Raw genomic sequence first — 20,748 nt, forward strand, 5'->3', positions numbered from 1 at the left:
CGACCAGCACGGCCAAGGTCCAGGGCCGCAACGGCTGGCCGACCGGAAGCAGATAGTAGAGGCAGACCAGCGCGGTGACCGTGAGCAGCGGCCGGAGCACCGCGAGCGCGACGAACCGCCACCGCCGCGAAGCGGTCACGGCGCGAGCGCCTTCCGCATCAGGGTCTGGTACTCCGCGTCGTTGATGACGCCGTCGTCCAGCAGCCGCCGGGCTTCGGCGATCTGGGCCGCGCTCGTGGTGTCCGATGTGGACACTGAACGCACGTAACCGGCGAAGCGCCGTTCCGCGGCTGCTTCCCGGACGCGCCGCCGGTCGTGCAGGCGCCGGCCCTCGATGCCGAGGTAGAGCAGGACGCCGAGGACCGGCAGCACGAGCATCAGCAGGGTCCAGCCCGCTTTGGCCCAGCCGGAGGCGTCGGAGCGGCGGTAAAGGTCGCCGACGGCCACGAACAGCAGGCCGAACCAGGCGACCCAGCAGAAGAACACCAGCATCGTCGCCATCACGTTCCAGAACGGGTACTCCGCGCTCGCCAGGGGCATGACTTCTCCTCGCCGTCGATTCGGGGACCGGACGGGCCCGTGTCCGGCCCACCCGACCGGATCGCGGACGCGCCCGCCTCGCCCGCCGCGGGTGGGGCGGGCGCTATCCGGCGAAGTCGGGGACCTCCGCGTCGAGCAGTCCGCGTTCCTGTGCGACCGCGACCGCTTCCCGACGGCTGCGGACGGCGAGCTTCGCGTAGATCCCGCGGACGTGGGTCTTGACGGTGTTGGGCGAGACAGTCAGGTCCTCGGCTATCTCGTCGATCGACCGCTGAGTCGGCAGCAGGCGCAGGACGCCGCGCTCGCGTTCGGTCAGCGGCTCCGGCATCGGGGGCGTACGCAACCGGCGCCGCACCGCGAGGATTTCCCCGGCGAACCGTTCGCCGCTGCCGAGCGCGCCGAGCCGGCTGGTCAGGAACCCGGCGAGATCGGGCGGGGCGAAGACGAACGGGAACCGGATCCCGGCGGGTTCGGCCGCGCGCAGGGCGTCGTCGAGCAGCCGGGCCGCCCGTTCCGGTGCTCCGGCGGCCAGCGCCGCTTGCACTCCGACCAGCGTCGCCTCGACCGCCGCCCACGGGAGCGTCATGGGTGCTTCGTCCTCCGTCAGGGAACGCAGCACGGAACTCGCCCCGTGGTGCCGGCCGAGCCGCAGCTGCGTCCGGGCGCGCACGAGCAGTTCTTCGCCCGAGCCGGCGAGCGCGGGCGCGGCCCACCGAACGGCTTCCTTGGCCTGGCCGGCCGCGCCCAGCCGTAGCGCTGCGCGGTGTTCGAGGACAGCACACTGGACCGCGTGCTGGGCTGGGCAGGACCGGCTGGTTCCGAGACGGCGGCGGGCCCGGCGCATCCGCCGCAGCCCGGAGTGCCAGCCGCCGAGTTCGAATTCGGCCGCGCCGCGCAGGGTTTCCGCGAACAGCCGCAGGGTGCGGGCCGCCCGCGCGGGCGCGTCGCCGAGAAACTGCCCGACCCGTTTCGCGTGCGTGACGCAGTCAGCGGGCTCACCGCGCATCAGCGCTCCGTACGCCAGCAGGGCCGCTGCTTGCGCACGCTGGAACGATTGCGGGGAATCCTGGCGCGGCTGCACTGTCCCGGCCCGGCGGGCGAGCCGGTCCATCGCGGGGTAATCGCCGTCTTGGCAGGCGATTTCGGCGAGCGCGGCGAGACAGTGCGCGACCGTGAACTCCTGCCCGAGTTCCTCCGCCGCGGCGAGGACGCGTTCCAGGGATCGCCGGGCTTCTTCGTGCTCGCCGCGAATTGCGAGTACACCGGCTCGGTGCGCAGCCGCGAGGCCGGCTAGCTCGGTGTCGAGTTCTTCGTCGATCTGTTCCGCTGCGCGCTCAGCGTGCGCCGGGGTGCGGTCGAGTTGGGCGAGCCGGGACTGCGCCAGCTGCCGCAGAACGGTCAGCTCCGCCGTCGGCCGGTCCGGCCACGCGGCGTCCGCCCAGGCGAGGTGGAGACAGGCCGCTGAGGTCTCGGCGGACTCGAGACTCAGCGCGGCCGAGATCAGCGCCGCCAAGGGATCGGCCGCGACCCGCCGGTCTTCCACCGCGGCGAGCGCCAAGCGCAAGACCTGGTGTTCGCCGGCGAGGAACAGCGAAACGGCGTGTGCGCGCAGCAGTTCGCCGACCTGGCCCGGATCGCCCGCGTGGACGCTGTGCAGCAAGGCGGATGCGGGCCGGTCGTGTTCGGCGAACCAGCGCGCGGCCGTCGCGTGCAGCGCCCGCGCGCGGTCCGGCGCCCGCCGCTGCAGCTCAGCTCGCAGGTAGGTGCGCAGCAGCGGCGTGACACGGCGGTGCGGCGGAGTACCGCCGGAATCGACCGCCCGGACGGACGGCCCGCTCAGCTCGTGGAGCATCGCCTCCGCGTCGGCCCGCCCGCAGAGCACCGGAGCGAGACCGGGCGGGACGTCGTCGCAGACGCTGATCGTCCGCAGCAGCTCCCGCTGTGCCGCCGAAAGCGGGGAGAGGACTTCGTCGGTCAGGTAGGCGAGTGCGGCGCTGTCGCGGCCGGTGTCGAAGTCCCACAGGCTGCCGTGCCGGGACGCGGACGCCGCCGCGAGGCGCAGCCCGGCTGGCCAGCCCCCGGTCCGGTCGACCAGCGGTGCCACCTCGTGCCGGGGGATCGCCGCGTCCGCGGCGGCGAAGAGCGTTTCCGCCTCCCCGGCGGTGAACCGCAACCGCTCGGCTCCGATTTCGACGAGCCGGTCCGCGAGCCGCGCCCGGCCCAGCGGCAACGGCGGCTCCTTCCTGCTGACGACCGCGAGGCACAGTCCGGCGGGCTGGTGGCGCACCAGCGTCCGCAGCCCGCGCCACGGCTCGGGCGAGGTGATTTCGTGCGCGCTGTCGAGCACGAGCACGACCGGTTCGCTCAGCGTGTCGAGCGCGTCGGCGAGTTCGCCCAGGAACGCGAGATCGGTGCTCGGCGACTCGGGCACCGCCAGGAAGCGCAACGGATCTCCGTCCGGGAACCGGCCGCAGCGGCTGAGCGCTTCGAGGACGGCGGACCAGAAAAGCCGGTCGTCGTTGTCGTCGGCGTCCGCGGACAGCCAGGCGACCGCGCCCCGTCCCCGGCGGCGCGCCCATTCGGCCAGCAGCACGGTCTTGCCGAACCCGGCGGGGGCCCCGACGAACACGATGGCGGCCTCGGCCGCGCGGTCGAGGACGGCGAGCAGTCGCGGCCGCGACACGAGGTCCGCGGGCGGGCCGGGAACGGCGACTTTGGTTCTCGGCACTTGTCTTCGGAGCGAGACGTCGAGGCGCCGGCGCATGCGCAATTCTCCTTCGCGGTCGGTTCCGGGCGATTCCGGCGGATTTTGCCAGGCACCGAGAGCGGCTCATCCGCTGCGGGCGAGGAAAACGGCGTCCGGCGGCAGAATCGTGGGGCGGGTGAAAATACGCGGGAATTCTTCGGGCGGCCGTCCTCGATTCGCCTGCACGCAGTTCTTCTGGCTCGGGCCGGGCGAGGTCGTGGTGCTCGACCTGGTGCGGACGGGCTCGCTCAGCGCCGGGACGGCGGTGCTCGGGCTGACCGTGGCGCTCGCCTCGCTGGTCTCGCCCGCCCGGATCCGGGCGGGCGTCCGCGCCGCCGCGGACCTGGTCGCGCGACTGGTCTTCCTGCCGCCGCACGGCTGGTCGGCGTTCGTGGTGCTGCTCGATCTGGCCGTCGTCGGCTTCGCGTGGCACGCGTCCGGGCGGGACGGAGGCCGCCGGTGAGCGCGCCCGCGATCCTGGGCTCCCGCGCGAATTACGTTTTCCGCGGCTGTGGCGCCATTCCGGAAGGAGCCGCCGAAAGCGCCGCCTATTTCCGGGACGTGCTCGTGGTCCCCGTTCCGCCGGAAACGATTGTGTTCGGCGCCGTCGCCGATCCCGCCGACCTTCCGCGAATCCTGCGCCGGCTCGAATCGCTCGGGATGCACGTCGAATCCGTCCATCGGGTCCGCGAACTCCCCCGGACGGAGCACCGCGCGCTCGGGTGACGCGGTCCGTCACGATCCGGCCGCCGCGACGCGGCCGAGCCGGATCGCCCGCCGCAGCGCGGCGTGGTCGCGTTCGTTCTGGTCGGCGCAGGCGGCCGAGAATTCCCGGACCGCTTCGGCGAAACCCGATCCGGACCCGAGGTACGCGGCGATCGCGAGCGCGTCGCCGGTGCGCGCGTGCGCCTTGGCCACTGTCCATCCGCACAGCCGGGCGTTGGCCCGCAGCACGTCCGGGGTCATCGTCGCGACGTCGCCGCAACTTCGGTCGTGGCGCAGCCTGCGGACGTGGAAGTCGCGGGCCGGGCCGTCGAAACCGGGGGAGCGGGCCCAGCCGAGGAAGACGTCGCCCGCGGCCTGGATCAGCCGTTGCCCGGCGACCACCCGCCTGCCGGGACTGTCCGGCGGGGAAGCGCCGGTGTACTCCTGCAGCACTGACGGCCGGGCTTCCTTCACCTGCAGGAGAAGCGGGTCTCCGGTGTCCGTCCGGACGAGCAGGGCGACCCAGCACCGGGCGCCGGAACCGGCCGGGCCCGGCACTGTGCGCGCCGCGTCGGCCAGCCGGTAGCGGTCCAGCATGGCCCGTCGCGCGGGGCCGAGGGTGCGCCGGTAACGCCTGAGCACGGCGCAGAGGCGATCGGCGAGTGTCGCGGGATCGCCGTCCCCGCCGATGCGGCCAGCCGCGACCGCCCATGGCGCGCGGGCAGCCAGCTTCAGTGCGCCGTCGCGGATTTCGGTGTGCCGGAACGGGTCGGCGGGGCGTCGGCGGGCGGGGCCGAGGCGATGTGCCGCGACCGTGCGCAGTGTCCTGGGGTCCGGAGGCGCGAAGAAGATCTCGAGCGGGGTTCTGCGCGCGAAGTCGTGCATCGCCAGCCGGTACGACTCGATCGCCGCCAGCACCGTGCGCCTGCGTTGCGCGGTGGGGTGCCCGATCTCCCGGCCGGCGACCTCGAAGCTCGCGGCGAGTCGTTTGACGTCCCATTCCCAGGGCGCGCGCAGGGTCTCGTCGAAATCGGCGAAGTCGAACACCAGCCGGCGGCCCTGTGCGGCGAACAGGCCGAAGTTGGCCAGCTGGGCGTCTCCGCAGGCCTGGACCGCGAATCCGGTCCGCGGCGTGGCGGCGAGATCCGCCGCGGCGGGCAGCGCGGCGCCGCGGAAGTATGCCAGCGGAGAGGCGGCCAGCCGGGTGTAGCGCAGCGGCAGCAGTTCCGGGACCCGGCCGGAATCCTGGCGCGCCAGCAGGGCAAGGGGATCGGCGCGCAGCACGGCACTGGGGAACTCCGCGTGGCTGGCAGCGGGCACAGCAAGGCGCGCGGCACGGGCACGGGCGATCCGCACGGCGGTGTCCTTGTCGGTGAAGGGCATGGCACGGATCGTCGGCCCGGCGACCGGGCGGCGGCGTCGCCCGTCAAGGGTGAAGCGAGGTCATCCGGGACGGGTGACGACGGAGAGCGGGTTTCTCCGGAGAGTGGGCGGTGCAGGTGCGGTCCGCCTCTGGCGGGAGGCCGCGGCGGCGTTCGGGGGCGTCGTCGCGGTCTAGCTTGCGCTGCAACGGCATTCGCCCGGAAAGCCGAGCACAATGGACCGAACGGGCCCTCGCCGAACAGTTCGGCGAGGGCCCGTTCGCGTGCGGGTCAGAGCTGCTCGTGCTCCGGGGCTTCCCCGAAGGCGGCGCGCAGCCGGGCTTCCTCCTCGTCGGACAGATTGGTCGTCAGCAGCGTGGCTCCGGTTTCCTTGAACGGTTCGGCGACCCGGTCCAGCACCGCGTTGTCCGACATGACGAACAGCGCCGACGTGCCCGGCGTGACCTGGGTCCGGACGGTGTCGACGAACTCCTCGTCGATCCCGACGCGGCGCAGCGATCCGGTCAGCGCGCCGATCGCCGCGCCGACGGCCGCGCCCAGCAGCGGGACGAGGAAGATCAGGCCGAACAGCAGGCCCCAGAACGTCCCGCCCAGCGCGCCGGCTCCGGCCAGCGAGCCGAGTTCCTTGGTCTTCGGCTTCTTCCGGCCCTCGGGCCAGCTCACGCGCGCCGCGTCGGCGATCGAGATCAGCTGCTGCTTCTGCAGCCGCTGAAGAAGCTCCAGTGCGTTTTCCGCGCCGTCGACGGTCGGGAACCTCCATACGGTCAACGTGGCCATGACGTCTCCTCGCTCCGGGATCGGTGGTCCGCCGCACTGTTTCCCGTCCGGGCGGCCGCGGCTTCGCCCGCTCCGGGTGAAAGCCCGGGACGGTCCGCACCCCTGATCTCACCTGGCGCGGGCGAGGCCCGGCGGCGCGGGAGCCGACCATGATCGCCCGGGTCCGCAGCCCCTCGACGAACGAGGAAGAGACCCATGACCGAACGCATGCACCCCCCGGCCGGAAACGCCGGAGCCCGGCCGCCGCTCCCGCCGGAGCGGGCACTGGCCCGGACGCGCCGGACCGGCTGGATCTGGTTCGCCGGGACGATCACCGTCCTCGCCGGACTCTTCACCGCGGTGGAAGGCCTGGTCGCGCTCGTCGACCGGCACTACTACGCGGTCGGCCCGGCCGGCCTGCTCGTCTTCTCCCTGACCGGCTGGGGCTGGGTCCACCTGATCGTCGGCGTCCTCGTGGTGCTGACCGGGATCGCGCTGTTCACCGGCGCGCAGTGGGCCCGGGTCTGCACCGTCGCGCTCGCCGGCTTCAACGCGCTGGCGCAGCTGGCCTTCCTGTCCGCGTACCCGTTCTGGGGCGCGATCGTGATCGCTCTCGACGTCCTGGTGATCTGGGCCGTCATCGTGCACGGAGACGAAGCGGCCGCCGGGATCTGGTGACCCGGCGGCCCGGCTCCCGGTGCTCAGTACAGTCGTGGCCCCCGCCCGTCGACCGCGGGAGCCGGGGGCGCACTCTCCCGACAGCCGAGAGGTCCGACGTGCCCGCTCGAACGACGCCCCGGTCCCGGCCGGTCCCCGGCGCGAAGGTCGCGGTGCCGCGCCTGCCGGGGATCTTCGTCCCCCGTCCCCGGCTGGACGTGCTGTTCTCCCGCGCCGCCGTGCGGCCGGTCACCGTGGTCCGGGCCCCGGCCGGGGCGGGCAAGACCACGGCGCTGGCCGCCTGGGCCGGGATCGGCCGCGCAGTGGCCTGGGTGTCGCTCGACGAGGACGACAACGACGAAAACCGGTTGTGGGAGGCGATTCTCGGCGCGTTGCGGCGGGACTTCGCGCAGGACAGTGCGCTGCACCGGTTGCGCCCGCCGTCGCCAGGACGGCGGCGGGCGTTCCTGGCCGACCTCGACGACGCGCTCGCCGGGCAGAACGGACCGGTGCGGCTGATCCTGGACGACCTGCAGGAGATCCGCTGCCCGGAGCCGCTGGAGGCGCTCGCCGCACTGGCCCGCCACCTGCCGCCCGCGCTGCGCCTGGTGCTGTCCACCCGGGTCGAGCCGCCGCTGCGGCTGGTCCGGCTGCAGTTCGAAGACGTGCTGTCCCGGGTGGACGCGGCCGAACTCCGGTTCACCGCGGCGGAGACGGCGAGCCTGCTGCGAGCCGCCGGTGCTTCGGTGAGCGACGGGTGCGTCCGGGAACTCACCGAACGCACCGCGGGCTGGGCCGCGGCACTCGGCTGGACGGCGGTTTCGGTTCGTGAGGATGCTGCCGTCGATTCCGTCACTGGCGACGATCGTGCCGTGGCGCGGTTTTTCTCCGACGAAGTGCTCGCACACCTGCCTGCGGCTACGACGGATCTGTTGCTGTGCCTCAGCATCTGCGACGCGGTTTCCGCGACCCTGGCGGTTCGTCTGTCCGGCCGTCGGGACGCGGGCGCGCGATTGGACGAACTCGAGCGCTCATGGGGCCTGGTTACGCGCACACCGTCGGACACCTACCAGTTTTTCCCGCTGCTGCGCGGTTTCCTGCAAGCCGAACTTGCGCGGCGGGATCCGGCGCGAGTGCTGCGGTTGCAAGGTATCGCCGCGCGATGGCACGCCAGCGAAGGACGGTACGGGGAGGCGCTCGGGCACGCGGTCGCCGGACAGGACCGGGAATACGTCCTAGTGCTGGCCCGGGAGCGAGCCGTGCGCCAAGTGCTTGCCGGAGACGGGGGACCGGTGCGTGGCGCGCTCGACTTCCTCGGCAGCGCGACGGTCGCCGCGAACCCGTCGCTGCGGCTGGCGTCCGCGCTCGAGAACATCCAAGGCGGACGGCTCGCCGAAGCGGAGTCGGATCTCGGCGGCGAGGGCGCTGGCGACTGGTGGCCGCTCGCCGTCCGGCATCTGGCCGCGATCAAGGGAAACCGCCTGGCCGGAGCGGAACCACCGGCAGCGCGGCACCCGGCATTCGACGCCTGGTCCCATCTCGATCGCGCGTGGCGTTCGCTGTACCGGGGCGCGTGCCGCCACGCGGGCGCGCAGGCGCAGGAGGCGTTGCGCCTGGCGAGCGGCGAGCGGCTGGACCACCTCGTGCTGCACAGCAAGCTGGCACTGGCGGTCGCCAGCGCCTTCGGCGGGAAGCACCCTGCTTTGCGCCGGGCGTGCACTGGCGCACTGGCGGTCGCACGCCGACACGACTGGCAGCGCACTCCGGGAGTCGCCGAGTGCCGCCTGTTGCTGGCCTACGACGAACTGATGCGCGCTGAACCGGCTGCAGCGGCTCAGGAACTGGCCCAGGCGACCGCTGTTCCTGGTTCTGTGCCATTGCTGGTGCCGTTGCGTGAGTTCTTCGAGGGCGTCGCACGCTTCGACGACGGCGACCGGACGGCGGGTTCTCAACTCATGCGCGCGGCGCGCCGGCAACTCGCGTGCTTGGACCTGCCCCGCGAACTCGTCGGAGTGTGCGCAGTCGCCGAGCAGCACGCCGCGCTCGCACTCGGCGAAGCGTTGCACGCGACGGAAGTCCTTGCCTGGGCCCAGGATCAGCTGCCGGGCAGCGGCGAACTGGCTGTGCTGCGGATCCGCACCCATCTCGCCGCCGACGAAACCGGCCCGGCCGAGGCCGTGCTGCGGGAAACCGCGTCGGCGATCGCCCTGCTTCCCGCCACCCCGGTCGACCGCTGCCTGGCCGAAACCGCGCTCGGCCTGCGCTCGCACCGCCGGACCAAAGCCCTCCAAGCCCTCGACCAGGCCCTCGCGATCGCCTGGCCGAACAGGCTGGTGCGGCCGTTCGCGCTCGCCGAGCCCCCGGTCCGGGACCTGCTGATCGGCCACTCCGGCGGCTTCGGCTCGCTCGACCGGTTCGCACAGACGGTCCGCGGCAGGCTCGTCCCGCACGCTCCGCCCAGCGACCTGACCGATCGCGAGCAGGTGGTGCTGCAGCGCCTGCCGTCCCAGCGTTCGCTGGACGAGATCGCGTCTGATCTCACTGTCTCGGTGAACACGGTGAAGACGCACGTGCGGGCCATCTACGGGAAGCTCGGCGTGAACAACCGGCGTTCGGCTGTGGTTGTCGCTCGTCGGCATGGTTTGACCTGACTGCGGTCAGCTGTCGTCGCGGCGCGGGGCCGACAGCAGCGCCTCCGCCCAGCAGGCCCGCGGATCGACGTCCACGAGCAGCGCCTTGGCCAGCAGCGTCGCCGGCACGGCGAGGACCGCGCCGAGCGGGCCGACCAGCCACGTCCAGAACACCAGCGCCAATACGGTGACCACAGTGGACAGTCCCACGGAGCCCGCCACGAACCGGGGCTGGATCAGCGACTGCACCACGAAATTCAGCACGAGGTAGACGGCGAGCACCACGGTCAGCCCGCGCCAGCCGTGGTCGAGAAGCGCGATCACCGCGGGCGGGGCCACCCCGATCACGAAACCCACGTTGGGGATGTAGTTGGTGACAAAGGAAAGCAGCCCCCACAGTATCGCACCCGGAACGCCGATCAACGCCAGTGCGGCCGTGTCGAGCGCTGCCACGAGGCCGCCGAACACGGTTGTCACGAGCAGATACCGCCGCGTGCTCGTGACAAACCCGCGCAATGCCGCGGAAATCCACGGCCGGTCGCGCGCGATGCGGCGGAGACGTTGCCCCGCCCAGGCCGTTTCGGCGCTCAGGAACAGCAAAAGGCCGAAGAGGAACGCGAGATTCGTGACCAGCTTGCCCGCGCCCGCGAGCAGCGAACCGACCAGCCGCACGAGTTTTCCGGCGTCGACGGAGGAAAGCATGCCGCGCACCTGCGCTTCGCCGACCCCGAGCGTCGCGAGGCCGTGGTGCAGCAACTCGTCGACCCGGCCGGCGTAGCTGGGGGCCAGCGCGGACAGTTGCGCGACCGACACCACGACGACGAGGAAGAAGACCAGCAGGACCGCGTAGACGGCGACGACCAGCACGGTGACGGTCAGCCAGCGTGGCAAACCCTTGCCCCGCAACCAGGTTCGCACCGGATCGAGGGTGATTACGACGACCAGCGCGAGAAACACCGGCGCGACGAGCCAGGCGATGGCTTGCACCCCCGAGAGCACGACCGTCGCGGCGGCCGCGCCGAGGAGCACGACGAGCGCACGGGGGAGCGGGGTTTTGTTCGCCTCGCATTCGGGCAGGATCGGCGGCGGTTGCGGTTGTGATTGCGTGGTCTCGCCTCGTCGGTCGGCAAGGCGGGGACGTGCTCGCCTGGACTTGCGGAACCGGCGAGCCGGGAAATCGGTGAACGACGCGCGCACCATGAGAATCCCTCCCGAAGCAGGCAGCAGGCCCCACCGTGGCCGGGCGCGCGGACCCGGTCTTCACCCGGTGGGGGCGGGTTGTGCTTGCCCGGGTGCGTTTTTTGTCGGTGGTGCCTGCAACCATGTCCTTGACCGACCGAGGAGGGCACGATGACGGATTCTTTGACTGACCTGATTTGGCTGGAGAGCTACGGCCCGCTGAGCGACATCTTCTGCGTTACTTTCCTGCGCGGCCTAGACCCGCCTGAGGTCTTACGACGCTTCGGAGCCGCCTCAGGTGAGCGGCTGGCTTTCGCTGAGCTGAACAGCCTGGTGTCGGAATACGTCGAACAAACCCAAGGCGGCAATGGCGGCGGGTACGTCGGCGTGGTGCCGTCCGGTGAGTGGAGCGTGGCGATCGAGCCGTGGGGCTGGCGAGGGAATCTGCCGGAAGTGATTGGCGGACTGTCGAAGGGAAGCGAGGTCGTGGCGATCAACCGGCACGACTACGCCGAAGCACACTTCGTCTACGCGGTGGACAGCACAGTGATCGGAGGCTTCCTCCCACGCCTGCCGAGCCAACAGTACGGCAGCGACCCGGAGCGGTTGACACGGTGGATGCGCGAGGCCGGGCTGGATCCGGCGCAAGAAGAACGCCCGCCGAACCCCATCGCGACGGCGTTCGCGGTGGCGGCCAGGATCACCGGCGTGACGTTCACCCCGGAGTTCCTTGAGCGGCCGTTGCTGGTGGGGGACATTCGCACCTAGCCGATGAGTGTTGGCGGGTTGCTGGTTGGTGGCCGGGCTAGCGTGTGTTGGCGGGTTGGCTGGTGGGTGGCCGGGCGCTGAGTCGGCGGAAGAGGCGGGGTGACGGCGACGCTTGCGGTCTCGCACGAGGAGTGTGCTGCATGACCCTGCCACCGTGTTCTCGGTGGGGAGATGGCCGGAGAGACATTCGCGCCGGAGCTGGCATGAGCCACCTTCGTCGATCGTGACGCCTTGGCTGTCACAGGAACACGACTTGGAGACGAGTGGGTGGAGGTGAGTTTGGCGCGGGCAGAGGCTTTCGGCGGTCCGTCATCGCCACGCCAGCGGGCGACGGCCGAGAGGACCGGTGTGGCTCTTCGACCTGCGGTAGGCGGAGGCGGCAGTGCCACGGCGAGACAGTGAAGTGGGTTCTGGTGGCGGTTGGTGTGGCTATTCGATCGATGAGCGGTGTGGCTTCGCGGTGTCCCCGGCGGGCGGAGTCGGAGGCCTTTGGCTTGAGCGCCAGGGTCAGAGGGTGAACTCGGCTCCGTCCAGCGGCAACTCCGCGCCGGTCCTCACCACGGCGGCGGGCGGAGTCGGAGGCCTTTGGCTTGAGCGCCAGGGTCAGAGGGTGAACTCGGCTCCGTCCAGCGGCACCTCCGCGCCAGTCTTCACCACGGCGGCGGGCGGAGTCGGAGGCCTTTGGCTTGAGCGCCAGGGTCAGAGGGTGAACTCGGCTCCGTCGATCGGCACCTCCGCGCCAGCTCTCACCACGGCGGCGTGCTCCGGGCCAGCCCGGTCCAGGACGGGGTTCGTGTTGTTCAGATGGGTGTAAGCCCACCGCGTGGCACCCGGGCGGCTCGTGATCATCGGCAGCGTAGCGGTGATCGGCACGTGGCCCATCGCCTGCTGGGCCGTCGGGTTGGCACTCGCGACAGCGGCAGTGAACTCGCTGCCGCTGTAGAAGGTGCCGTCCAGCAGGACGAGGTTCGCGCCGTCGGTGAACGTGTCGAAGCCGGGCGGCCAGGTGCGCAGGCACGGCGCGTAGACGAGCGTGCCTCCGGTGGCCGGGTCGTGGATGCGGTAGGCCACTACCCACGGGCCGGGGTGAGTCGAAGTGCGGGCGTATTTCGGTTGTTTGTCGCTGATGGGAAGGGAGGTGATCACCAGGCCGTCGAGGGTGGTTTCGGTGCGAGGGTGCCAGTTCCACGAGTGGTACTCACTGATGATGGTGCGTGCTGGGAAGTGGTCGGTCAGCGCGTGCAGCGCGGCGGCGGGGGCGTGGACGGTGAGAGCCGCCGCCTCGCGGAGCATGAGCAGGCCGAGGGTGTGGTCCAGTTCGGCGTCGGTGAGCAGGACCGTGCGCAGCGGCGTTTCGCGCGGGCCCGGTCCGGCGCGCAGGGCTGGGGTCGCCAGGATTTGGGCGCGGACGTCGGGCGAGGCGTTGAGCAGGTGCCATGTGCGGCCGTCTGCGCTGAAGGCGACGCTGTCTTGCGTACGAGGAGGAGAATCGGAGGTGCATTGGGAGCAGGCGCAATTCCACTGTGGACAACCGCCGCCGGCAGCGGTGCCTAGGAGGATGACTTTCATCGGGCCGGGCCACGCATGATCAGGTCCGGAGTGGACGGTGCGGCGAGGATCAGGTCGACGGTGCCGCGGTTCGGCGAGCGGGAGCAGACCGGGTCGGTGTTGGCCGCGTCGCCGGTGAGCTGGAACGCTTGACAGCGGCAGCCGCCGAAGTCGGTGGTGCGGCGGTCGCAGGTGCGGCACGGTTCGCTCATCCACTCTTCGCCGCGGTAGGCGTTGAAGGACTCCGAGCGGTACCAGATGTCGGCAAGGGCGGTGTCGCGCACGTTGTCGAGGGTGAGCGTGGTGATCGCGCTCGCGGCGGGGCAGGGGAGCACAGTGCCGTCGGGGGCGATTGTCAATTGCCGCGCGCCCCAGCCGTGCATGCACGGTTTCGGGAACGGCTCGTAGTAGTCGGCGACGACGTAGATGATCTCCATCGTGCCGCGGAGGCGCTCCACCGCTGAGCGGACCACGGGTTCGGCGGCGGCGAGTTGCGCCCGGGTGGGCATCAGGGCGTCGCGGTTGCGCAGCGCCCAGCCGTAGTACTGGGTGTTCGCCAGTTCGAGGCGGTCCGCGCCCATTGACTCGGCCAGCGCGATGATTTCCGCGAGCTGGTCGTGGTTTTGCCGGTGCAGCACCACGTTGAGGGTGAGCGGCAAGCCCGACGCTTTCACCAGCTCGGCGGCGGCCAGTTTGAGGTCGAAGGCCTTCGCTCCGGCGAGCAGGTTCGCGCGGTCGGGAGTGGCGGCTTGCGCGGAAAGCTGGACGTGCGCCAAGCCCCGTTCGACGAGGTCGTTCAGCCGTGGCTCGGTCAGGCCGAGGCCGGAGGTGACGAGGTTGACGTAGCAGCCGAGCCCGCTCGCATGCGTGACCAGCTCCGGAAGGTCCGGACGCGCCAGCGGTTCCCCGCCGGACATATGCACCTGCAGCACGCCCAGCTCCCGGGCCTGCGACAGCGCGTCCGTCCAGTCCGCAGTGGACATTTCCGCGGATCGGCTCACGAGTTCCACGGGATTCGAGCAGTACGAGCAGTGCAGGGGACACCGGTGCGTCAGCTCCGCGAGCAACCCCAGCGGCGCGGTCACGTCCATTCGATCACCCGCCGTTGTCCGAACCGGGTCAGCACAGCAAGGACATCGCTCTCTTGGACGCCTTGGTACCGGCTGTTCAAGAGGTCGATGATGCCGGAGACCGGCGTGGCGCCGTCGCAGAGTTCCAGTACAGCGGTGGCGGTGGAGTTCGGCACAAGCACGCCTTCCGGGAACAACAGCACGTGCACCCCGCGCACGTGATCGAACGTCAGGCGCACGCCGACGCGCAGTTTCGGCACCGACGCGGCGGTGATGGTGTCCATCGGCTCACTCCTTGGCCGCGGCGCGTTCGATGGCGTCGAGCATCGACCACAGCACGTCGCACTTGAACGACAGCGCGGCCACCGCCTTCTCCTGCTGCTCGCGGGTACCGCAATGGCGCACGACGATGTCCAAAGTGTCCTTGCCCTCGCCGGAAACCTTGTCGATCCGGTTCGTGAAATACGCCAGGTCCGCGCGGGAGATCCACGAGTAGTTCGCCAGGACGTCGGCCACGCGCTGCTGCATCAGGTGCCCGGCGAACATCTCGGTCAGGCCGGAGGCGATGGCTTCGACCCACGGTTTGGTACGCGCGAAGGTGACGTAGGCGTCGACAGCGAACCGCACACCGGGGGCGACGTGCCGTTCGTCGAGAACCTCAGCTCGGTCGAGACCGACGGCGGCGCACAGCCGCAGCCAGCGTTCGGCTCCGCCTTCGCCGTCGACGGCGCCGTCGTGGTAAATGATCCGGTCGAGCCAGATGCGGCGGATTTCCGGGAGCGGGCAGTTGCTGATGATGGCCGCGTCTTTTTGCGGCAGCTGGCATTGGTAGTACCAGCGATTCGCGGCCCACAGTTTCAGTTCGTGCTCGGTCAGTTCGCCGGCGTGCATCCGCTGGTGGAACGGGTGGCTGCCCCAGTACCGGTGGGCGAGGCCGCGCAGGGCGCCGGTGAATTCCGCCGGGCTCATCGGGTGCACAGTGGACATTCGCATACTCCGGGATTCACTGAGCGGTACGGTTTTCCGGGCGGACGGGACCGCGAGCGAACCGGCCCCGTCCGGCGGGTCACTCCTCCCGGCGGGCCGCGTAGGCGGTGACTTCCATCGGCGTTTCGTACTCGACGAAGTCGGGCGCGGTCCACATTTCGGCGGTTTCAGGCATGAGGAAACTCGCTTTCCTTCGGTGGTGCACCGGTGAGCGGGGCAGGCGTCCCGCCGCGAACGCCGTCACCCTAAAAGCGCAAGGCGGCCGGTCGCCAGAGGCGCGGGCCGATTTCTCGCCGACTTTGTAAATATTCCTTCCGATGGCGCAGCGGCGGTCACTCTCGGGCGTCGGCGCCCCTTGTCCGCCCGACAGATTCCCCGCGGGCGCGCGACAACCTCCTGATGCCGCTTGACATCGGACCCGCGGGCAACCGAATAATAGGGTTCAAGCGCGGTTGACAACGTTGTCAGTGAGAGGCTTCGGGAGCGACGTGACCCAGGTGAATCGCAGGCGTTTCCTGTCCGGCGGCATGGCTGTCGCAGGCGGTGGTGTGCTCGGCGCGTTCGGACTGTCCGGTACCGCCGCGGCAGCTCCGGAGGCCCGACCATACCAAGCGAGCGGCGAAATCGGCACTGGATGGACATTCGCGGCGGCGGACGACACCACCGCGGGCAGCGCACTGTCCAGCGCCCAGAACATCGCCGGCCTGAAGCCAGCCATCGTCCCGGGAACGCCGCTCACCAGCATGATCGCCAACGGCGAGTACCCCGACCCGCTGTACGGCCACATCGTGACGGACACCGTCCCGGACACCCTCAAGGACACCGCCTACTGGTACCGGGTCGCGTTCCGCGTGCCGAAACTCGTTCCCGGCCAGCGGTTCTGGCTGCAGTTCGACGGAATCAACTACCTGGGAACAGTCTGGCTCAACGGCGCCAAGCTGGGCACGGTCGAAGGCGCGTTCAAGCGCGCAGTCTTCGAAGCCACCGACATCATGGCGAAGGCGAGCGGCACGGTTTGGCTGGCAGTGCTGGTCGGAAAACTCGACTACACCGACCCGCCCGCGCTGCCGAGCTACACCAGCGGCGTGACGCGCGGCGGCCGCAACGGCGGCCCGACCGGGATCACCCTGAAGAACGGCCCGACCTTCTTCTGCACCGCTGGCTGGGACTGGCTGCCCACCATCCCCGACCGCGACCTGGGAATCTGGCAGCCAGTCACCTGGCGCACCACCGGTCCCGTCCGGCTGGCCGACGTGCAAGTCACCTCCACACTGTCGCAGGATTTGCGCACGGCAGACGTCGCAGTCGAACTAGCCCTGGACAGCGCCACTGCGAAGTCCGTAGTGCTGAAGGGATCGCTGGCCGGACGAGAGTTCCGGCGAACGGTCAACGTCCCGGCAGGCGCGTCATCGATCACGCTGACGTCGAAAGACCTCGCCTGCCTGCGGCTGGACGAACCGAAACTGTGGTGGCCCAACGGCTACGGCGACCCGTATCGCTACCGCCTGGCCATCAGCGTCGAATCCGGCGGCCAGGTCCACGACGAGCGAACGGTGGACTTCGGAATCCGGCGAATCGAGTACACGACCCCCATGCGCTCGCCGTCCGGCGCGGTGACCGACTGCCTGGCGATCACCGTGAACAACCAGCCAATCCTGGTGATGGGCGGCAACTGGGGGTTGGACGAAGCGCTGAAGCGGATCCCGAGGGAGCGGTTGCGAGCGCAGGTGCGCCTGCACCGCGACGCGAACCTCAACCTGATCCGGAACTGGAACGGCCAGAGCAGCACCGAAGACTTCTTCGATGCCTGCGACGAGTACGGCATCCTGGTCTGGCAGGACTTCTTCTGCTCGACCGAAGGCCCGCCCGCGGAGAACACCGCTCGAGACCTGGCGAACATCCGCGACTGCATCGTGCGATTCCGCAACCACCCGTCGATCCTCCTCTGGTGCGGCGGCAACGAAGGCCCGCCGCCGCAGCCGCTGATCGACGGCCTGGACGCACTGGTCGCCGAACTGGACCCGCAACGCGTCGCGTTGACCAGCTCGGCCGGAGACACCGGGGCGAACCCGATCGACGGCTACCGGTCCGGCGGTCCGTACCACTGGGTCCCGCCCGCCAAGCACTTTTCGCTCAACGACGGCACGCAGTGGCCGCCGTTCCACAACGAGGTCGGCTCGTACTCGATCCCGACGCTGGAGTTCATGCGGAAGATGCTGCCGGAGCCGTCGTGGGAGCACCCGGACGATTTCTGGGCCGACCGGGACGTAAACGGCAACGGGGGCAATGGCGGCGGAGCAGGCTACCTCCGTCTGACCGCCGAACGGTACGGGGAAGTGCGGAACCTGCCGGACTTCGCCCGCAAGTCGCAGCTGATGAACTACGAATGCATCAAGGCGATTTACGAGGCCCCCGTGGCGAATATGCGCAGCGCCGGGCCGTACCCGCGCACCGGGGTCATCATGTGGATGACCAATCCCGCGCAACCGAGCTTCGTCTGGCAAATGTACAGCCACGATTTAGAGGCGCATTCGTCGTACTACGCGGTCCAGCACGCCTGTCGGCGGCTCAATGTGGTCCTGGACGCGAAATCGTTCGATGTCGTGGTGGCGAACCATGGCCGATCGCCAGTGCGGGGCCGGGCCGAGGTCACGCTCTACGGCCTGGACGGCGTGGAGATCAGCCGCGACTCGTTCGGGGTGGATGCGGGCGCTTCTGATCGGACTGTGGTCGGCAACATTGCGGGTCGGTTGAAGGATGCTCCGTCGGAGATCGTCTTTGTTCGGATGGTGCTCAAGGACTCCCGAGGTTCGGAGATAGTGCGGAACTTCTATTGGGCAGAGAACCCCGCGAGGGCGGCAGGATTCGCCGGACTGGACGAAATGCCCGCAGCCGCTGTTTCGGTGATCGCCGGAGTTTCACGGGGAAGGGACGGCGTCGAAGTGGCTGTCGATGTGCGCAACGTCGGAGAGTCCGTGGCGTTGATGGTGCATTTGCAGGTATACGACCTTCGGACCGGCGAACGGGTTTTGCCAGCCACTTTCAGCGATAACTATCTGAATTTGGTCGCCGGAGAAGCGACAACCGTGAGGGCTGAACTGGACAGCGAGCAGGCTCGGCAGCATCCGAACCTCGGAATCCGGGTCGACGGATGGAAGATCGACCAGCGAGCGTCCCGGTTGCGGGGACGCGGCGCAGCGGTGACGTTCAATCACCAGGCGCTGGACACGCATCCCGCGGCGCCCACGTTCGAGCGCTGAGCCGAAGCATCACCCGCGCGATCCTTGCCGCTCCGGAGCGGCAAGGATCGCTTCCAGCAACCCGGGAAACCGCCGCTGCACCTCATCCGTCCGAACATGCACGATCCGCCGCCGCCCCTCGGCGACAGTCCGAGTCAACCCAGCCTCGCGCAGCACCCGGTAGTGATGCGAGATCGTCGGATTGCTCAACCCCAGCCCGGCTTTCTCCACCAATGTCGCACAGTCGATCGGGCCCCCAGCCTGATACATCGCCCGCAAAATAGCCCGCCTCCCGGGGTCGGCGAGAGCACTGAGGATCACCGTCAAGTCGAACGACTCGACCACCGGCTCAGGCAACGTCCGCGACACGGGCAGGTCTCCTCCCACACTTTGACCGTCATCGAATCATAGTCTACGGTCCATCGATGTGACGATTCGACAATCATCGAATAGTGTGCGCCTGGTGATCCTGGCGGTGGGCACGTTCGTGCTCGGGGCGGACGGGTTCGTGCTGCCCGGGCTGCTCTCGGACATCTCCCGGGACCTGTCGGTGAGCGTGGCGACAGCAGGCCAGCTCACCACGGTCTTCGCGGTCGCCTACGCGGTCGGGTCGCCGGTGATCGCAACGCTCGCGGGCCGAGCGGACCGCAGGCTCGTCATCGGAGCGGGAATGGCGGCGTTCCTGGTCGGCATGGTCCTGCAAGCAGCGGGCCCCACCTTCGGCATCGTCCTGACCGGTCGAGTAATCGCGGCACTAGGAGCAGCCGCGTTCCAAGCCAACGCCTTCGCGGTGGCAGGCGTACTAGCACCACCGGAACGACGAGCAAGAGCATTCGCAGTGATCGGCGCAGGCTCCAGCCTCGCCGCAGTCTTAGGCGTCCCACTCGGCCTCCTGATCGGTCAGGCCTGGGGCTGGCGCGGCACGTTGTGGACGATCGCGGCGCTGGCCGCGGTCGCGGCGGTGCTGGCCGGGGTGTTCGTCCCGTCGATGACGTTGCCGGCGACAACGATGCGGGACCGGGTCGCGGTACTGGTCAATCCCCGCGTCCTCACGCTTCTCGCGGTAAGCGCGTTGGTGTTGGCGCCGTCGTTCTTGCTGATGGCGTACGCCTCGGCGGTGGTGGGGATCAGCTCCCCGGGCAATGCGACCGCGATCCTGCTGGCCCTCCTGGCCAACGGAACGGGTTTCTTCCTCGGCAACAGACTCGTCGGCCGGATCACCGATCGATTCGCTTCATTACGGGTGATCGCGACCGGGCTAGGAGTCGTAGCAGCGGCCGCGGCATCGCTGTCGACAGTCCAACACTGGTTCGTCCCCACCCTCGGCATCCTGTTCCTGCTCGGAATCTTGGGCTCGATCCTGTTCATCCCGCAACAAACCCGGGTCTACGCAGCAGGCGGAGACGCGGCAGCAGTAGCACTGAGCCTCAACGGCTCCATGAACTATGTCGGAACCGCGATCGGCGCAGGGCTCGGCGGACTCGTGCTGGCGAACGCCGGAGCAAGCTGGCTGGGCCCCGCAGCAGCACTCCTGGCCGCCGTGGTGCTGGCCGTCACCCTGGCCACCGCCCCCGAGCGACGGCGGCCGAAGCCGGCCGCCGCGGCACCGTAAACGTCCAGTGTGGACAGACCGGAGGACGGCGGGTTGCCGTGTCCGCGGTACTGGCGGATGATGGGCGGCCAGTCCCCGTCCCGTTCCACCGCAGCCCCGGAGGCACGCGATCGCCGGCAACGCCGCCGAACCCGGGCGCACGGTCCTCAGCCGCGCGTTCGCGGTGCTGGATTCCTTCCTGTCCGGCCGACCCGAGCAGACTCACGGCGAGATCACCCGGGCGACCGGGCTCGCGCCCGCCACGGTGCATCGCCTGCTGGCCGAGCTGACCGGCTGGGGCGCGCTGGAGCGCACCGGCCGGGGCCGGTACCGGATCGGGCTTCGGCTGTGGCAGCTCGGGGCGCAGGCTCCGGGCGGGCGGGAGCTGCGGGACGTCGCGCTGCCGTTCCTGCAGGACCTGCTCCAGGTGACGCACGAGGTCGTGCACCTGGTGGTCCTCGACGGGGACCGCGCGCTGTATCTGGAAAAGCTCGAGGCGCATCCGGACGTCGTCGTCACCTCGCGGGTCGGCTTGCGGCTGCCGTTGCACGCGGCGGGGCCGGGCAAGGTGCTGCTCGCGCACGCGCCGCCGGAATGCCTCGAAAGCATTCTGGCCACCGGGCTGGAGCGGCGGGCGAGCGGGACGATCACGGATCCGGCGCGGCTGCGCCAGGTGCTGGCGGAGGTCCGGCTGCAGGGATTCTGCATCTCCCGCAACGAAATGACCGAGGGCGCGTCGTCGGTCGCGGCTCCGGTGCGCGGGCCGGGCGGCCAGGTCGTGGCGGCGATTTCCGTGGTGGTGCCGAGTTGCACGCCGAATCTGTCGCCGCTCGTGCCGGTGGTCCGGATGGCGGCGCTGGGGGTCACGCGGGCATTGCAAGGCTGAGGAACTTTTCCGCTGAGTGGAAGAGGGGCTGGGCGGCCCGGAGCCGGGCCGGGAGACTCCGGAC

General features: G+C 70.1%; 19 protein-coding genes. 8 read left to right on the plus strand and 11 right to left on the minus strand.

Annotated features, from left to right (window positions below; genetic code table 11):
* Positions 1-135: 135 nt before the first annotated feature.
* Complete coding sequence (locus tag AB5I40_RS01490; RefSeq protein WP_370936596.1) at positions 136-540, minus strand: SHOCT domain-containing protein; 405 nt, start codon at positions 538-540, stop codon at positions 136-138.
* A 103-nt stretch (positions 541-643) separates the two neighbouring features.
* A complete protein-coding gene (locus tag AB5I40_RS01495; RefSeq protein WP_370936597.1) occupies positions 644-3,304 on the minus strand; it encodes a LuxR C-terminal-related transcriptional regulator in 2,661 nt (886 codons plus the stop codon).
* A gap of 118 nt (positions 3,305-3,422) precedes the next feature.
* On the opposite strand from AB5I40_RS01495, the gene AB5I40_RS01500 reads away from it, so the two are divergent.
* Both AB5I40_RS01500 and AB5I40_RS01505 read left to right on the plus strand, forming a co-directional pair.
* Positions 3,423-3,749, plus strand: a complete 327-nt coding sequence (locus AB5I40_RS01500) for a hypothetical protein (RefSeq protein WP_370936598.1) — start codon at positions 3,423-3,425, stop codon at positions 3,747-3,749.
* Positions 3,746-4,012 (plus strand): hypothetical protein, encoded by a 267-nt coding sequence (locus AB5I40_RS01505; protein WP_370936599.1) that lies wholly within the window; start codon positions 3,746-3,748, stop codon positions 4,010-4,012. Before AB5I40_RS01500 ends, AB5I40_RS01505 begins: the two co-directional genes overlap by 4 nt.
* 9 nt (positions 4,013-4,021) lie before the next feature.
* Here AB5I40_RS01505 and AB5I40_RS01510 read toward each other — a convergent pair whose 3' ends face one another.
* The gene (locus AB5I40_RS01510) at positions 4,022-5,374 is read right to left on the minus strand and encodes a DUF2252 domain-containing protein (protein WP_370936600.1); all 1,353 of its coding nucleotides are present in this window, start codon (positions 5,372-5,374) and stop codon (positions 4,022-4,024) included.
* A gap of 269 nt (positions 5,375-5,643) precedes the next feature.
* Entirely contained in the window at positions 5,644-6,150 is a 507-nt protein-coding gene (locus tag AB5I40_RS01515) for a DUF1269 domain-containing protein (RefSeq protein ID WP_370936601.1), read from the minus strand.
* Positions 6,151-6,345: 195 nt separating this feature from the next.
* Between AB5I40_RS01515 and AB5I40_RS01520 the strand changes: the two genes are divergently transcribed.
* Together AB5I40_RS01520 and AB5I40_RS01525 are read left to right on the plus strand one after the other, a co-directional pair.
* A complete protein-coding gene (locus AB5I40_RS01520; protein ID WP_370936602.1) occupies positions 6,346-6,807 on the plus strand; it encodes a hypothetical protein in 462 nt (153 codons plus the stop codon).
* 98 nt (positions 6,808-6,905) lie between these two features.
* The gene (locus AB5I40_RS01525) at positions 6,906-9,437 is read left to right on the plus strand and encodes a LuxR C-terminal-related transcriptional regulator (protein ID WP_370936603.1); all 2,532 of its coding nucleotides are present in this window, start codon (positions 6,906-6,908) and stop codon (positions 9,435-9,437) included.
* 6 nt (positions 9,438-9,443) lie between these two features.
* On the opposite strand, the gene AB5I40_RS01530 is transcribed toward AB5I40_RS01525, so the two are convergent.
* Positions 9,444-10,616: an AI-2E family transporter gene (locus AB5I40_RS01530; RefSeq protein WP_370936604.1), complete on the minus strand. Its 1,173-nt coding sequence runs from the start codon at positions 10,614-10,616 to the stop codon at positions 9,444-9,446.
* A gap of 150 nt (positions 10,617-10,766) precedes the next feature.
* Between AB5I40_RS01530 and AB5I40_RS01535 the strand changes: the two genes are divergently transcribed.
* Positions 10,767-11,363, plus strand: a complete 597-nt coding sequence (locus tag AB5I40_RS01535; RefSeq protein ID WP_370936605.1) for a DUF6461 domain-containing protein — start codon at positions 10,767-10,769, stop codon at positions 11,361-11,363.
* A gap of 699 nt (positions 11,364-12,062) precedes the next feature.
* Here the strand turns inward: AB5I40_RS01535 and pqqB are convergent.
* The 5 genes from pqqB to pqqA form a co-directional block, all read right to left on the minus strand.
* A complete protein-coding gene (gene pqqB, locus AB5I40_RS01540) occupies positions 12,063-12,932 on the minus strand; it encodes a pyrroloquinoline quinone biosynthesis protein PqqB (RefSeq protein WP_370936606.1) in 870 nt (289 codons plus the stop codon).
* A complete protein-coding gene (gene pqqE, locus AB5I40_RS01545) occupies positions 12,929-14,002 on the minus strand; it encodes a pyrroloquinoline quinone biosynthesis protein PqqE (RefSeq protein WP_370936607.1) in 1,074 nt (357 codons plus the stop codon). The genes pqqB and pqqE overlap by 4 nt, the downstream gene beginning before the upstream one ends.
* Complete coding sequence (pqqD, locus tag AB5I40_RS01550; RefSeq protein WP_370936608.1) at positions 13,993-14,265, minus strand: pyrroloquinoline quinone biosynthesis peptide chaperone PqqD; 273 nt, start codon at positions 14,263-14,265, stop codon at positions 13,993-13,995. Before pqqD ends, pqqE begins: the two co-directional genes overlap by 10 nt.
* Before the next feature lie 4 nt (positions 14,266-14,269).
* Entirely contained in the window at positions 14,270-14,968 is a 699-nt protein-coding gene (pqqC, locus tag AB5I40_RS01555; RefSeq protein WP_370936609.1) for a pyrroloquinoline-quinone synthase PqqC, read from the minus strand.
* Between the two features lie 79 nt (positions 14,969-15,047).
* Entirely contained in the window at positions 15,048-15,143 is a 96-nt protein-coding gene (gene pqqA, locus AB5I40_RS01560; RefSeq protein WP_116204359.1) for a pyrroloquinoline quinone precursor peptide PqqA, read from the minus strand.
* 313 nt (positions 15,144-15,456) lie between these two features.
* On the opposite strand from pqqA, the gene AB5I40_RS01565 reads away from it, so the two are divergent.
* The gene (locus tag AB5I40_RS01565; protein ID WP_370936610.1) at positions 15,457-18,228 is read left to right on the plus strand and encodes a glycoside hydrolase family 2 TIM barrel-domain containing protein; all 2,772 of its coding nucleotides are present in this window, start codon (positions 15,457-15,459) and stop codon (positions 18,226-18,228) included.
* A 9-nt stretch (positions 18,229-18,237) separates the two neighbouring features.
* Here AB5I40_RS01565 and AB5I40_RS01570 read toward each other — a convergent pair whose 3' ends face one another.
* Complete coding sequence (locus AB5I40_RS01570) at positions 18,238-18,576, minus strand: ArsR/SmtB family transcription factor (protein WP_370936611.1); 339 nt, start codon at positions 18,574-18,576, stop codon at positions 18,238-18,240.
* Between the two features lie 94 nt (positions 18,577-18,670).
* On the opposite strand from AB5I40_RS01570, the gene AB5I40_RS01575 reads away from it, so the two are divergent.
* Together AB5I40_RS01575 and AB5I40_RS01580 are read left to right on the plus strand one after the other, a co-directional pair.
* Positions 18,671-19,819 (plus strand): MFS transporter, encoded by a 1,149-nt coding sequence (locus AB5I40_RS01575; RefSeq protein WP_370936612.1) that lies wholly within the window; start codon positions 18,671-18,673, stop codon positions 19,817-19,819.
* Positions 19,820-19,982: 163 nt separating this feature from the next.
* Positions 19,983-20,684, plus strand: coding sequence for an IclR family transcriptional regulator (locus tag AB5I40_RS01580; protein ID WP_370936613.1), 702 nt, complete (start codon positions 19,983-19,985; stop codon positions 20,682-20,684).
* The last annotated feature ends 64 nt before the right edge of the window (positions 20,685-20,748 follow it).

Source organism: Amycolatopsis sp. cg13 (assembly GCF_041346965.1).
Classification (GTDB): Bacteria; Actinomycetota; Actinomycetes; order Mycobacteriales; family Pseudonocardiaceae; genus Amycolatopsis.